The 12,941-nt window shown below is 74.8% G+C and carries 12 protein-coding genes; 4 read left to right on the top strand and 8 right to left on the bottom strand.

Features of this window, described 5'->3' with window-relative positions:
- Positions 1 to 225: 225 nt before the first annotated feature.
- From AB0C78_RS22030 to AB0C78_RS22020, 3 genes are read left to right on the top strand one after another with little or no spacing between them, the layout of a single operon-like run.
- Positions 226 to 1,506: a hypothetical protein gene (locus AB0C78_RS22030; protein WP_360750688.1), complete on the top strand. Its 1,281-nt coding sequence runs from the start codon at positions 226 to 228 to the stop codon at positions 1,504 to 1,506.
- A gap of 9 nt (positions 1,507 to 1,515) precedes the next feature.
- Positions 1,516 to 1,767, top strand: coding sequence for a hypothetical protein (locus AB0C78_RS22025; protein WP_360750686.1), 252 nt, complete (start codon positions 1,516 to 1,518; stop codon positions 1,765 to 1,767).
- Positions 1,768 to 1,796: 29 nt separating this feature from the next.
- Positions 1,797 to 2,366: an N-acetylmuramoyl-L-alanine amidase gene (locus AB0C78_RS22020; protein WP_360750684.1), complete on the top strand. Its 570-nt coding sequence runs from the start codon at positions 1,797 to 1,799 to the stop codon at positions 2,364 to 2,366.
- Between the two features lie 6 nt (positions 2,367 to 2,372).
- On the opposite strand, the gene AB0C78_RS22015 is transcribed toward AB0C78_RS22020, so the two are convergent.
- Complete coding sequence (locus AB0C78_RS22015; protein WP_360750682.1) at positions 2,373 to 3,779, bottom strand: sugar porter family MFS transporter; 1,407 nt, start codon at positions 3,777 to 3,779, stop codon at positions 2,373 to 2,375.
- Positions 3,780 to 3,963: 184 nt separating this feature from the next.
- The gene (locus tag AB0C78_RS22010) at positions 3,964 to 6,282 is read right to left on the bottom strand and encodes a LuxR C-terminal-related transcriptional regulator (RefSeq protein ID WP_360750680.1); all 2,319 of its coding nucleotides are present in this window, start codon (positions 6,280 to 6,282) and stop codon (positions 3,964 to 3,966) included.
- A gap of 610 nt (positions 6,283 to 6,892) precedes the next feature.
- On the opposite strand from AB0C78_RS22010, the gene AB0C78_RS22005 reads away from it, so the two are divergent.
- Complete coding sequence (locus AB0C78_RS22005; protein ID WP_360750678.1) at positions 6,893 to 7,699, top strand: mycofactocin-coupled SDR family oxidoreductase; 807 nt, start codon at positions 6,893 to 6,895, stop codon at positions 7,697 to 7,699.
- A 2-nt stretch (positions 7,700 to 7,701) separates the two neighbouring features.
- On the opposite strand, the gene mftF is transcribed toward AB0C78_RS22005, so the two are convergent.
- The 6 genes from mftF to mftA are packed head-to-tail and all read right to left on the bottom strand — an operon-like array spanning position 7,702 to position 12,851.
- Complete coding sequence (gene mftF, locus AB0C78_RS22000; RefSeq protein ID WP_360750676.1) at positions 7,702 to 9,204, bottom strand: mycofactocin biosynthesis glycosyltransferase MftF; 1,503 nt, start codon at positions 9,202 to 9,204, stop codon at positions 7,702 to 7,704.
- On the bottom strand, positions 9,201 to 9,938 hold the full coding sequence (mftE, locus tag AB0C78_RS21995) for a mycofactocin biosynthesis peptidyl-dipeptidase MftE (RefSeq protein WP_360750674.1): 738 nt from the start codon (positions 9,936 to 9,938) through the stop codon (positions 9,201 to 9,203). Before mftE ends, mftF begins: the two co-directional genes overlap by 4 nt.
- Before the next feature lies 1 nt (position 9,939).
- A complete protein-coding gene (gene mftD, locus AB0C78_RS21990; protein WP_151540282.1) occupies positions 9,940 to 11,127 on the bottom strand; it encodes a pre-mycofactocin synthase MftD in 1,188 nt (395 codons plus the stop codon).
- A gap of 53 nt (positions 11,128 to 11,180) precedes the next feature.
- Positions 11,181 to 12,437 (bottom strand): mycofactocin radical SAM maturase, encoded by a 1,257-nt coding sequence (gene mftC, locus AB0C78_RS21985; protein ID WP_360750672.1) that lies wholly within the window; start codon positions 12,435 to 12,437, stop codon positions 11,181 to 11,183.
- Positions 12,434 to 12,721: a mycofactocin biosynthesis chaperone MftB gene (gene mftB, locus AB0C78_RS21980; RefSeq protein WP_360750670.1), complete on the bottom strand. Its 288-nt coding sequence runs from the start codon at positions 12,719 to 12,721 to the stop codon at positions 12,434 to 12,436. The genes mftC and mftB overlap by 4 nt, the downstream gene beginning before the upstream one ends.
- Positions 12,722 to 12,731: 10 nt before the next feature.
- On the bottom strand, positions 12,732 to 12,851 hold the full coding sequence (gene mftA / locus AB0C78_RS21975) for a mycofactocin precursor MftA (RefSeq protein WP_192808759.1): 120 nt from the start codon (positions 12,849 to 12,851) through the stop codon (positions 12,732 to 12,734).
- Positions 12,852 to 12,941: the final 90 nt, after the last annotated feature.

Raw genomic sequence — 12,941 nt, 5'->3', positions numbered from 1 at the left:
GAGGGTGCACACCGAGTTCTACCCGCCCACCCTTCACCTGTTGCCCTACACGCCGCTCTGCGGAACTGCCGGGGGCCGCCGGCGGGACGCCCGGCGCGCCGGATCTCGAAGGCCGCGGCATCTCCTCGCCATATCCGGGCAAAACCGGGCGCCGTCCAGGGTTCGCGCCGCCCTGGCCGGTAAGGGACGTCCGGAACGGCCGCACGCGCGCACCGAGGAGAAGCCATGAACCAGCCGCCCGCAGGCGGCGCGCCCGGCGAGGACCCCGACGTCCTGCTGGACGTCCCGGTCGTCAAGGTCGACGAGGTCGAGATCGAGGTCGAGGAGCTGCGCGCCGACGTGTCGCTGCACGCCGCCGTGCTCGACGTGCTCTCCCTCGGCGTCGGCGCGGACGTCGACCTCGGCCGGGTCAGCCTCACCCTCCGGGGCGTGGAGGCGCAGGCGACGCTCAAGGTGCGGCTCGACAACGTCGCGCGGATCATCGACCGGGTGCTGGGGACGGTCGACGCGAACCCCGGCCTCCTCGCCGGGACGGCGCGCGGTGCCGGCGCGGCGGCGGGCGGGCTCGGCGGGGGCGCCGGCGGCGCGCTCCGGGACGCCGGGCCGGGCACCGCGCGCGCCGTGGACGACGCCGGCGGTGGAGCGGGCCGGGCCATCGAGGGCGGGGACGCCGGCCGGCAGGTCCACGACCCGGGCGGCGGCGCAGGGCGCGCGCGGAACGGGGTCGATGCCCGGAGGCCGCCCCGCCGCCCGCACGTCGGGCGCGAACCCGGCCCGGAACGCCCACGCCCCGCCCCGCCACCACCCGCCCCCGGCCCACGGCCCGAGCCACGAGACCGCCGGGAGCGACGCGCCCCCCACGAACCCTGGGACGAGCACGAGCGCCGCGACCACCACGAGCAGCGCGACCCGCGTGAATGGCGCGGTGAGCGCGAGCGGCGAGACGACCGAGAGCGGCGCGACCCGCACGAGCGCTGGGATGAGCGCGAGCGGCGAGACAAGGGGGAGCGGCGCGACCTGCACGAGTGGCGCGCCCCCCGCGAGCGGCGCGACCCGCACGAGCGGCGCGACCCGCACGAGCGGCGCGACCCGTACGAGTGGCGCGACGAGCGCGAGCGGCGCGCCCCCTACGAGTGGCGCGACGAGCGGGAGCGACGCGCCCACCGCGAGTGGCGGGACGAGCGGGAGCGGCGCGACGAGCGCGAGAGGCGCGACGAGGGCGAGCGGCGCGGCCCGCGCGAGTGGCGGGACGAGCGCGAGTGGCGCGACGAGCGCGAGGGGCGCGACGAGGGCGAGTGGCGCGGCCCGCGCGGGCGGCGCGACGAGGGCGAGCGGCGCGGCCCGCGCGAGTGGCGGGACGGGCGGGGGCGGCGGGTGGGGTGGGACGTTTCGGAGAGGGCCGATGACCTGGGGGCGGGCGAGTTGGCGGCGGCGCTGACCAGGAAATCCGTCCGCGCCGGCCGGGACCTGATCGGGGGCGTTCTCAAGCGCCTGCCGGGGATGTGAGGAGGAGCGATGCGCGAACCGGACGTGGAGATCAGCGCCTCGGTGAAGGCGGACGAACTCGTCTTCCACGAGACGCCGGACGTCGAGGAGCGGGCGGGCGCCGAACCGGAGGGCGAGTCGGGGGCGAGCACCGACCGGCGGAACCTGCCCCGCCCCGTGAAGCGGAACACCACCTACCGCGACGTCCGTGTCTCGCACCGCCTGAGCGCGCGCCTGACCGGCGCCGACGACGAGGACGGCTCGGCTGAGCCGGACGCGTGACCGGCGCCGGGCTCGTTAGCATGGGGATCATGACCGCGCCCGCAGGTCCGCCCGTGGACGACCGGCTCGTCTCCTGGTGGGGGTCGCTGGAGCGGCGGTCGCCGGAGTCCATCACGACCGTCGTGCTGCACGCCACGGAGATCCCGACGCTGTCGGAGGCCTGGGAGTACGCCGAGCGGAGCGCGGACGGGAAGGACGACGGGACCGGGGTGTGCGGCCACCTCTACGTGGACCGCGACGGGAGCTGCCACCGCTTCGTGCCGCTCGACCGGGTCGCCGCGCACGCCGCGGGCCACAACACCCCGTCGATCGGGATCGAGCTGGTCAACACCGGCCGCCATCCCGACCATTTCCATTCGCGGTCGCAGGTCCCCACCGAGGACTTCCCGCCGGAGCAGACGGCCGCGCTCATGGCCCTGCTGACCGTCCTCACGGAGACCCACCCCTCGCTCGCGCGCCTGGTGCGCCACAGCGACCTGGACCGGGAGCTGATCCCCGCGTCCGACGACCCGGAGGTTCTGGTGCGGCGCCGCATCGATCCCGGTCCGCGCTTCCCCTGGGCCGAGGTCCGGCGCCACTGGGAGCGGCTCACCGCCTGACCGCCGTCAGGCGGGGGCGCGTTCCCCGAACCGGGACCGCAGGTCGGCGTCGACCTCGGTGAAGTCGCGCTCCTTGGTCTCCGGGACGAAGCGGCTCACGAAGACCCAGCCGAGCCCCGCGATCACCGCGAAGATCCAGAACGTCTCGCCCTGCCCGAGGACGCCCGCGATCGGCAGGAAGACCAGGCTGACGACGAAGTTCGCCAGCCAGTTCACCGCGGTGGACGCGCTGGACCCGGCGGCGCGGGCGCGCGGCGGGAAGATCTCGCCGATCAGCGTCCAGAACACCGGCCCGGTGCCGACCGCGTAGCCGGCGATGTACAGCACCATGAACACCAGCGACAGCCCGGACGACCAGCCCGCGACGAACGACAGTCCGAGCAGCGCCATCATCACCGTCATCGCGCCGAGCGAGAACAGCAGCAGCGGGCGGCGCCCCGCCCGGTCGATGACGCGGATCGCGACCAGCGTCATCACCAGGTTGATGACGCCGATGGCAATGGAGTAGACGATCGAGTTGGACGCGGTCAGCCCGGTCTCCTCGATGATCGTCGGGGCGTAGTAGATGATCGTGTTGATGCCGCCGAACTGCTGGACGGCGGCCAGCGTCAGGCCGACGACGAGCGCGGGCCGGACGTCGGCGGCGAGCAGGGTCCGCCATCCGGTGCGGCCGTCGTCCTGCCGGGCCCGGTCGCGGTCGTAGCGGTCGAGGAGCCGGTCGGCGGTGGCCTCGTTGGTGACGGACGCGACCAGCCGCCGCGCCTCGTCGCGTTCGCCGCGCGCGGCGAGCCAGGCGGCCGACTCCGGCAGCACCCACAGCGACGCGACGACGATCACCGCGGCGGGCACCGCGCCGACGCCGATCATGGCCCGCCAGTCGCCGACCCCGGAGAACGCGAGGTTGGTCAGGTAGGCGACCAGGATGCCGATCGTGATGAGCAGCTGGTTGAGGGTCAGGGTGCGGCCCCTGATCTCCTTGGGGGAGATCTCCGAGAGGTACACCGGCACGGTCGCCGACGCGCCGCCGACCGCGAGGCCGAGGACGAGCCGGCCGGCCACGAGCATCGCGTAGCCGGTGGACAGGACGGCGATGACCGTCCCGACCAGGAACACCAGCCCTTCCAGGCCGAGGATCCGGCGGCGCCCGATCCGGTCGGCGATGCGGCCCGATCCCATCGCGCCCGCCATCGCGCCCAGCACCAGGACGCTGACCACGCTGGACTGCTCGAACGAGTTCAGCCCGAAGTCGGTCTTGATGTAGAGCAGCGCCCCGGAGATCACGCCGGTGTCGAACCCGAACAGGAACCCGCCGACCGCGATCAGGACGGCCCAGAGCCAGATCTTCCGCAGCCCGTCCGGCGGGACCTCCGCCAGCGGCCCCTCGTAGACCGTCGCGGTGGAGAACCCCTGCACGTCAGGCCCGCCGCCCCGCCGCGCCCATCCCGCCCGTCCCGCCCGTCCGGCTGCGCGCGGCCGCCCGAACCGTCGTCATCACCGCTGACCCCCCGATCGGCATCGACGTGCTGATCACGCCCTACCCTCGGTGATCGAGAGCACACGCACCGGGGCCGGGGGGGTGAACCGCCGCTCGTCCGGGTCAGGACTCCTGCTCGGTGATCCAGACGGCGATCTGGGCGCGCGAGGAGAAGCCGAGCTTGGACAGGATGTGCTCGATGTGCGAGTCGGCGGTGCGTTTCGCGATCGTCAGCCGCTCGGCGATGTCGCGGTTCGACAGCCCCTCCGCCACCAGCGCCGCCACCTGTAGCTCGCGCTCGGTGAGCGGGCAGGCGTCCGCCGCGGGCGCGTCCGCGGGGTCCTCGGGGACGGGGGGCTCGCCGAGCGCGTCCCGGATCGCGTGCGCGGGCGCGAGCCGCCCGCCCTCCTCGAACGCCGCGCGGTACCGCCGCTCGCCGAGCGCCTCCATGGCCTTGCCGGTGTGGATCTCGCGCAGCATCGCGTGGTGCGGGCCGAACCACGCGGTCTGGGTCGACTCGCGCATCCGGTCGGCGGCGCCGAGGAGCCGGACCGCGCGGACGTACTCGCCGCCGCTGCACAGGCACCCGGCGATCGCCTCCAGCCCGAGCGTCATGCCGAGCTCGTCGCCGAGGTCGCGCTTGATCCGCAGCGACCGGCAGAGCCGTTCGAGGGACGCGGCGAGGTCGCCCGCGAGCCACAGCGCCAGCCCGCACACGAGCATGCCGTAGGAGCGCACCCACAGCTCGCCGTGCTCCTCGCCGGTCCGCGCGCCCTGCCCGGCGTGCGCGACGGCCGCCGGGTAGTCGCCCTTGAACAGGTACGCGACGCCGCGGAAGACCTCGACGAGCAGGAACAGCACGTCGCCGGCGGCGTCGTCGCCGCTCACCTCGTCGGCGGCGCCGAGCAGCCGCAGCGCCAGGTCGACGTCGCCGGCGAACAGCGCCGCGACCCCCTGGCACGAGACGATCAGGGCGGCCGTGTCGTCGTCGCCCTCCGCCCGCGCCTGCACCAGCGCCCGGTCGAGCAGCTCCCCGGCCGCGCCGAGGTCGTCCTGCAGGACCATGGTCAGGGCCGCGACGCCGAGGAAGCCCGACCAGCCTTCGCCGGTGGTGTCGCGGGTCTCCAGCAGCCGGTCCATCCAGTGCCGGCACTCGCCCGCCATGCCGTGCAGCATCCAGAGCCGGCCGAGCGCCTCCATCGCGTCCCGGATCGTCGCGGTCTCCGCCGTCGGCAGGACGTAGCCGAGCAGCGCGCGGATGTTGGCGCGCTCGCTGCCGAACCAGGCGAGCCACCCGACCTGCCCGGCGCCGGCCAGCTCGGCGCGGGCGGTCCGGAGCCGCCCGGCGTACCAGTCGAAGCAGCGCTTCCTGAGCAGCGTCTCGCCGCCCTGCGCGGCGAGCCGCTCGACGCCGTACTCCCGCAGGCTGTCGAGCATCCGGTAGCGCACCTGGCCGCCGCGGTCGGCGCGCTGCACGATCGACTTGTCCACCAGCCCGGTGAGCAGCTCGACGACGTGCTCGGCGGGCAGGTCGTCGCCGGAGCAGACGTGCTCGGCGGCGTCGAGCTCGAAGTCGCCGGCGAACACCGACAGCCGCGCCCACAGCAGCCGCTCGCCGGCCGAGCACAGCGCGTGGCTCCAGTCGATCGCGGCGCGCAGCGTCTGGTGCCGCGGGACGCTCGTGCGCACGCCGCGGGCCTGGAACAGCCGGGTGCCGAGCCGCTTCAGCACCTGGTCGGCCGAGAACGTCCGCAGCTGCACCGCGGCCAGCTCGATGGCGAGCGGGATCCCGTCGAGCCGGTCGCAGAGCCGGACGACGGCGTCGCGGTTGCCGCGGGTGAGCGTCCAGCCCTGGACGGCCGCGGCGGCGCGCTCGGCGAACAGCTTGACCGAGTCGCACTCCTCGCCGTCCGCGGCATCGGCGCGGCCGGGCTCCGGTCGGCCGAGCGGCGCGACCGCGATGGTGTGCTCGCCGAGCACGTCGAGCGGCTGGCGGCTGGTCGCGAGCACGCGCAGCCCGGGGGCGCTGCGCAGCAGCGCCTCGGTCAGCGCGGCGCACTCGTCGAGGAGGTGCTCGCAGGTGTCGAGGACGATCAGGACGCGCCGGTCGGCGAGATGGTCGGCCAGCCGGGACGCGGCGGGCTCGCCGCCCTGCTCGACGAGGCCGAGCGCGTCGCAGACCGCCTGGGCCAGCAGCGACGGCTCGGTGAGGCCGGAGAGGGCGACGAAGTACACGCCGCCGTCGAACGCGTCGCGCGCGCGGGTCGCGGTGCGGACCGCGAGCCTGGTCTTGCCGACCCCGCCCGGGCCGGTCAGGGTGACCAGCCGGTGCCCGTCGATCAGCCGCCTGACCTGGTGGAGCTCCGCCTTCCGCCCGACGAAGCTGGTGAACTCCGCGGGGAGTCTTCCCGTCTGCCGTTCCAGCGTCACATTCAGCGCCACGCCGTCTCCGAGTCAGTTCCCGCCGGACGCCCGGCAACCAGAGGGGACTCCTGAAGTGTAGTCGGGGTGCTACGGAAGGCGACGGGAATCGGTACCCGGAATCGGTTCATCTACCGATGGCGGACACCGCCGCCTCCGCCAGGATGGGCATCGGCCGCACGGGGGTACGGGCCGTCCCGGTATGGGGAGTGACGGGCCGTCCGGTCGGACGGGCGACGACGCGCCGCGCGCGGTCGCACGGCGGATGCCTCCGGGCGGGCCGCCCCACCGGTGTTCCCGCGCGGTCCGCCGGACGGCGGCCGGGGATCCGGGGGGAACCTCCGGCCGCCGGGGCCCGGCCCCCGCCATCGCCACCGTGCTGTCGGCGCCGGTGGCGGTGGCGGGCTCAAGGCCGCGCCCGCGCCGGGCTCAGGGTCGCGCCCCGCGTCGTGCCCGTGACGGGCTCGTGACCGGCGGTGATGCGGCGCAAGTGAACCCTTGCCCCTTTTGACACTCAGTGCCACTATGGCTGTCGACCGCTTATCGGCCCGATGGCAGCGCAGCCGTTGTCCGCCCGAAAAGGCCTTCCACCCTGCGTCGCCGGGTCTTGACCCATGTGGAGGAAGAAGCCATGGCGCGTTTGGCAGGCAAGGTCGCTTTCATCACCGGCGCGGCGCGCGGGCAGGGGCGCGCGGAGGCCGTCCGGCTCGCGTCCGAGGGCGCCGACATCATCGCGGTCGACCTCGTGGGGTCGGCCAGCTCGTACGTCCCCTACGAGCCCTCCGCCCAGTCCGACCTGGACGAGACCGCCAAGCTGGTGGAGGCGCAGGGACGCCGGGTGGTGGCCCGCAAGGCGGACGTGCGCGACCTCGCCGCGCTCCAGGCGGCCGTCGGCGAGGGCGTCGCCGAGCTCGGCCGGCTGGACGTCGTGGTGGCCAACGCCGGGATCGTGAACTACGGCCGCACCTGGGAGCTCGACGAGGAGCAGTGGCAGGACGTCATCGACACCAACCTCACGGGGGTGTGGAAGACGGTCAAGGCGACCGTGCCGACGCTCATCGAGCAGGGCCAGGGCGGTTCGATCATCATCACGAGCTCGGTGGCCGGCCTGAAGGGGCTGCCGTTCCTCGCCCACTACGCCTCGTCCAAGCACGGTGTCGTGGGCCTGGCGAAGGTGCTGGCCAACGAGCTGGGCGAGCACGACATCCGGGTCAACACCGTCCATCCGCACGGGGTGCGGACCGGCATGACCGCCGGGAAGATGACCGAGCTGCTGGAGCAGGCCCCGATGCTCGCGCCCATCTACATGGCGACGCTGCCCTACGAGATGGTCGAGGCCGAGGACATCGCGAACATCGTGGCGTTCCTGGCGTCCGACGAGGGCAAGTACATCACCGGCGCCCAGTTGCCCGTGGACCTCGGTGCGCTGAACCGCTGAGCTCAGCGCGGATCGCGGCCGGCCGGGCGGACGGCCGCGATCCACCGTCCGGCGGCCTCGCGCGCCCGGTCCCGGACGGACGGGAACGACTCGGGGAACCGGACGTCCGGCAGCAGGGGAGCGGCCGAGCGCGCGCGGGCGGACGCCGCCGTCACCCCGGACCCGTAGGCGACGTCCTCCGCGAGCCGCAGGACGGTGTAGCGGACGGGGTCGATGGCGGGACGCTGCCGCAGCCATTCCAGCGCGATCGGCGCGAGCATGGCCACCGCCGCGGCGCGGGCGAGACGGCTGCGGCGGGAGGCGGCGAGCGCGACCAGGCCGAGCGGCCACCACTCGCGGCGCAGCGCGTGCCCGATCGCGGCGGCGTCGGCGGCGACGCCCTTCCCGACGATCGCGGCGGCCAGGCTCCAGTCGGCGGGCAGCCGCGACAGCCGCCTGGCCAGCAGCGCCGCCGCCACACCCGCGACACCGGCCGCCGCGCCCGGACGTCCCCGCGCCAGCAGGGCGAGCACCGCGAGGTTCCACAGCGACGGACGGGCCGGCGCGAGCCTGCCGGGATGCCGCCGCGCGAGGTCGGCGGCGGACGTGCCGTACTCGTGCCGCCGCTTCGCCCAGGCCACCGGGTGCAGCCGCGGCGTGTGCGCGACCCGGGCGGCGGGCTCGTAGCGGACGTTCCATCCCCGGTCGCCCAGTCGCCACACGAAGTCGACGTCCTCGCCGAGCCGCAGGTCCTCGTCGAACGGGCCGTCCGGGACGGCCGCGACCCGCACGAGCAGCGTCGCGGTCGGCACGAACCCGAGCCGGCCGCCGGGGCGGACCAGCGCGGGCCGCAGGCCCATGTCCAGCGCCGATCGCGCGGTCTCGTAGCGGGCCAGCAGCCCCGTGTCGTCCGACAGCGGGATGATCCGGGGTGCGACGGCGGCGACGCGCGGATCGTCGAAGTGCGGGACGAGGACGTCGAGCCAGCCCGCCATCGGTCGGCAGTCGGAGTCGACGAACGCGGCGAGCCGGGTCTCGACCAGGCGCAGGCCGGTGTTGCGCGCCGCCGCGGGGCCCCGGTTGCGGGAGTGCCGGACGAGGCGCGCCCCGTACGCCTCCGCGATCCGCCGCAGCGGTTCGGGGTCGGGGGAGGCGTCGTCCACGACGACGACCGGCACGTCCCCGACGGCGGCCAGGGACCGTTCCAGCTCGTCGGCCCGCTCGTAGGCGGGGATCACCACCGTCACGTCGTGCGGCCCGGGACGCGGCGCCGGGAGCGGGTCGGCCATGCCGAGGTCGAGGAGCTTGCGGGCGAGCGCCCGCCCGAGCGGCGAGCCGTCGGCGAGACCGGCGCGGCCCGCCCGGCGCAGCGCCGCCAGGTGGGGGCGCGCCGCGTCCGCCAGCCGGACCACCTTCCACGGCGCGCCGCCGGTGGCCACGCGGCCGCCAGACCAGAGCGAGGTGTCGCGGGCGAGCGCGATGGGCAGGCCGTCGGGCAGCCGGAACCGGTCCTTCGGCCCGCTCATGTCCGGGGGACCGCCGGGTCGAGGAGCCGCCCGCGCTCGTCCGCCCGCCCGCCCGCGATCCGGCGGACGGCCGACGCGACCATGGCCGCCACGATCTCGCGGCCCCGCTCGGCGGAGGCCCCGGCGGGGTCGCCGAGCACGCCGGACGGCGAGACGGCGCGGACACCGCCCGCGACCAGGTCCGGCATGATCGCGGCCAGCGGGCGCGCGTCTCCAGTGACGGCGTCGAACGGCCGCACCAGGTCAGGGGCCAGGTGCAGCATCGCGGACGTCTCGGTGAACCCGGCGTGCGCGTCGCCGCCGGGCACGCCGCAGCCGACCCAGGCGGCGTCGTGCCCCTCTGTTCGCATCTGCTCGGCGGCGGCGTCGAGGGTCGGGACGTTGCCGCCGTGCCCGTTCACGAAGACGACGCGTCCCGCCCACAGTGCGAGCGACCGCACGGTCTCCAGGAGCACCGCCTTCAGCGCCTCGTGCCCGATCGAGACCGTGCCGGGGAAGCCGGCGTGCTCGCCGCTCGCCCCGAACGCGATCGCCGGCGCGACGAGCACCTGCCCTTCCGCGTCCGGGCGCAGGGCGCCGGCCGCGCGGGCGGCGACCGCCTCGGCGATCACCGTGTCGGTCGACAGCGGCAGGTGCGGGCCGTGCTGCTCGGTCGACCCGACCGGCACCAGGACGAGCGGGGCCGCCCGGACGTCCGTCCAGGCGGCCCCCGCCAGTTCCGCAGCACCGGCCACGTCAGCCCGCAGAACCGCCGCCCAGCGTCAGCGCGAAGCCGGGCGGGATGACCAGGTCGTCGGGGTTCAGCTCGTCGACGGAGGAGTGCCCGAGCCCGAGGACGGCGGAGTCGAGGCCGCCGCGCATGATGTCCAGGACGTTCTCCACCCCCGCCTGCCCGTTCGCGGCCAGGCCCCACAGGTAGGCGCGGCCGATCAGCACCGCGCGGGCACCGAGCGCGAGCGCCTTGGCGACGTCGCCGCCGCGCCGCACGCCGCCGTCCAGCAGCACCTCGATCTGGTCGCCGACCGCCTCCGCGATGGACGGCAGCACCCGGATCGTGGCGGGCGTCGTGTCGAGGTTGTTGCCGCCGTGGTTGGACACCGACAGCGCCGTCACGCCGGCGTCCACCGCGCGCTTGGCGTCGTCGACGCGGGTGACGCCCTTGAGCAGGAACGGGCCGCCCCACTCCTCCCGCAGCCACGCGACGTCCTCCCAGGTGGGAGGCGGCGTCTGCATCCACTCGCCGTACGCGCCGAAGAACGTCGGCGCGGGGCCGTTCGGCGGCTTGAGGTTCGGGGTGGTGAGGTCCGGGATCCGGCCCTCCTTGGCGAACTTCCACAGCCAGCCCGGGTGCGGCAGCACGCCCGGCGCGAGCTTCGCCGCCGTCCTGAAGTCGATCTTCTCCGGGATCATGGGGCTGCCCCAGTCCCGGCCGTTGGAGAACGACCAGTCGAGCGTGGCGATCAGCGCCTTCGCGCCCGCCTTCTTCGCGCGGTCGAGGCGCTGGACCATCGCGTCGCGGTCGCCGCTCCAGTACATCTGGAAGAAGACGTTCGGGTTGGCCTCCGCGACCTCCTCCACGGGCTTGCTCGCGAACGAGCTGAGCCCCATGATGACGCCCCGGTTCGCGGCGGCGCGCGCCACCGCCACCTCCCCGTCCGGGTGCACGGCCTGCACGCCGGTGGGGGAGATGAGCACCGGCATGGAGGTCTCCACGCCCATCACGGTGGTGGACAGGTCGCGCTCCGCCTTGTGCCCGACGACGCGGGGCGCGAAGCCGAGGTCGCCGAACGCCTTCGTGTTGGCGTCGATCGTCCGGCCGCGCTCCGAGCCCGCGACCAGCGCCCCGTAGACCATGTGCGGCAGCCGCCGCTTGGCCCGGCGCTGCGCCTCGGCCACGGTCTCGAACCACGGGTTCTTGAACATCTCGATGTCTCCTGGATGGGTGGGCGGGCCGCCGGGCGGCCGCCGGGGAACCGCTAGGTCAGCCGCAGCCCGGCCAGCGGGTTCTCCTCGCAGGCGCTCACCGGCGGGCGCTCCGGGCGGCGGGTCAGCAGCGTGACCGGCACGGGGCGGCGGCGCGGCGGCGAGGTGCGGTGCGAGTGGTCGGCGGACGGCTTCGGGATCCCGGCCCGGTCCTCAGGACGCTGCGCGAGCAGCTTCTCGCCGTGCCCCTGCACGCATTCGGGGTCGGGGCCGTCCAGCGGCAGGCCGGTGAAGAACTTGGCGGCCATGCAGCCGCCCTTGCACGTGTCGTAGAAGCCGCAGGACGCGCACGCCCCGCCGGTCTGCGGCTCGCGCAGGTTCTGGAACAGGTCCGACTCGCGCCAGACCCGGGTGAACCCGCCGGGCTGCCGGATGCTGCCCGCGAGGAACTCGTCGTGGATCGCGAACGGGCACGCGTACACGTCGCCGACGGGGTCGATCAGGCAGACGACGCGTCCGGCGCCGCACAGGTTCAGGCCGGGCAGCGCCTTGCCGTAGGCGGACAGGTGGAAGAACGAGTCGCCGGTCAGCACGCTGTCGCCGTGCGCGACCAGCCAGTCGTACAGCTCGCGCTGCTGCTCCTGGCGCGGGTGCAGCTCGTCCCACACGTCCGCGCCGCGGCCGGACGGGCGCAGCCGCGTCAGCCGCAGCTGCGCGCCGTACTCGTCGGCGATCGCCTTGAACGCGTCCATCTGCGGGATGTTGTGCCGCGTGCACACCACCGACAGCTTGAAGTTCTTCATCCCCGCATCGCGCAGGTTCCGCATCGCGCGGATCGCGGTGTCGTAGGAGCCGGCGCCGCGGACCGCGTCGTTGACCTCGGGCGTCGCGCCGTCCAGCGAGATCTGCACGTCCACGTAGTCGTTGGCGGCGAGCCGCTCGGCGACCTCCGGGGTGATCCGGACGCCGTTGGTGGAGAACTTCACGCCCACGTGGTGCGCGGTGGCGTAGTCCAGCAGCTCCCAGAAGTCCGGCCGGACGGTCGGCTCGCCGCCGCCGATGTTGACGTAGAAGACCTGCATGGCCTCCAGCTCGTCGATGACGGCCTTGCACTCCTCGGTGCTCAGCTCGCGCGGATCGCGCCGCCCGGAGCTGGACAGGCAGTGCGCGCACGACAGGTTGCAGGCGTAGGTGAGCTCCCAGGTCAGGCAGATCGGCGCGTCGAGCCCGTACTCGAACAGGTCGACCAGCCGCGTCCCGGACCGCTGCGCGGCGTGCTGCGGAGCGGGTCGGTTCGTCGTGGTGGTCATGGGGTCCTTTCCACGAGCATGGAGGAGCCGGCGAGGGCGCCGAGCGCCGCGCCGAACCTCGGCAGGTCCGCCGCGGGCACTCCGGCGCGCGCGCACGCCTCCCGGGCGGTGGGCGCCTCCCCGAGGGACCGCACGACCTCCAGCAGCCGGCGGTCCTTCAGGAACGACAGCTTGCGCGTCCCGAAGTGGTAGAGGAGCGCGCCGAAGGGCTCGGGCCGCACCGAGACCTGCGGGTGCAGGTCCCAGGCGCGGTCGAGGTCGAGGCCCGGCACGGGCTGGGTCATGGCGTGCGGCCTAGTAGACGCCGCACATGCCGTCGATCGAGACCTCCTCGATCAGCGACTCCGCGACGTCGACGTCCTGGGCGCGGTCGTCGGCCTCCGCGGCCTGGTTCTCCGGAGCGTTGCTCTCCATGGGTCCTCCTTCGTGCGGCGTGCGACGGCCCGGCCGCCCCGGCGCGCGGCGCGGCTCGTACCATCGGTCCTGGACGGATACTAAATGCAT

This window comes from Actinomadura sp. NPDC048394 (genome assembly GCF_040651755.1).
GTDB lineage: Bacteria > Actinomycetota > Actinomycetes > Streptosporangiales > Streptosporangiaceae > Spirillospora > Spirillospora montaniterrae.
The sequence above is the reverse complement of the archived record's forward strand: the minus strand, read 5'-3'. Positions and strand labels throughout refer to the sequence as shown.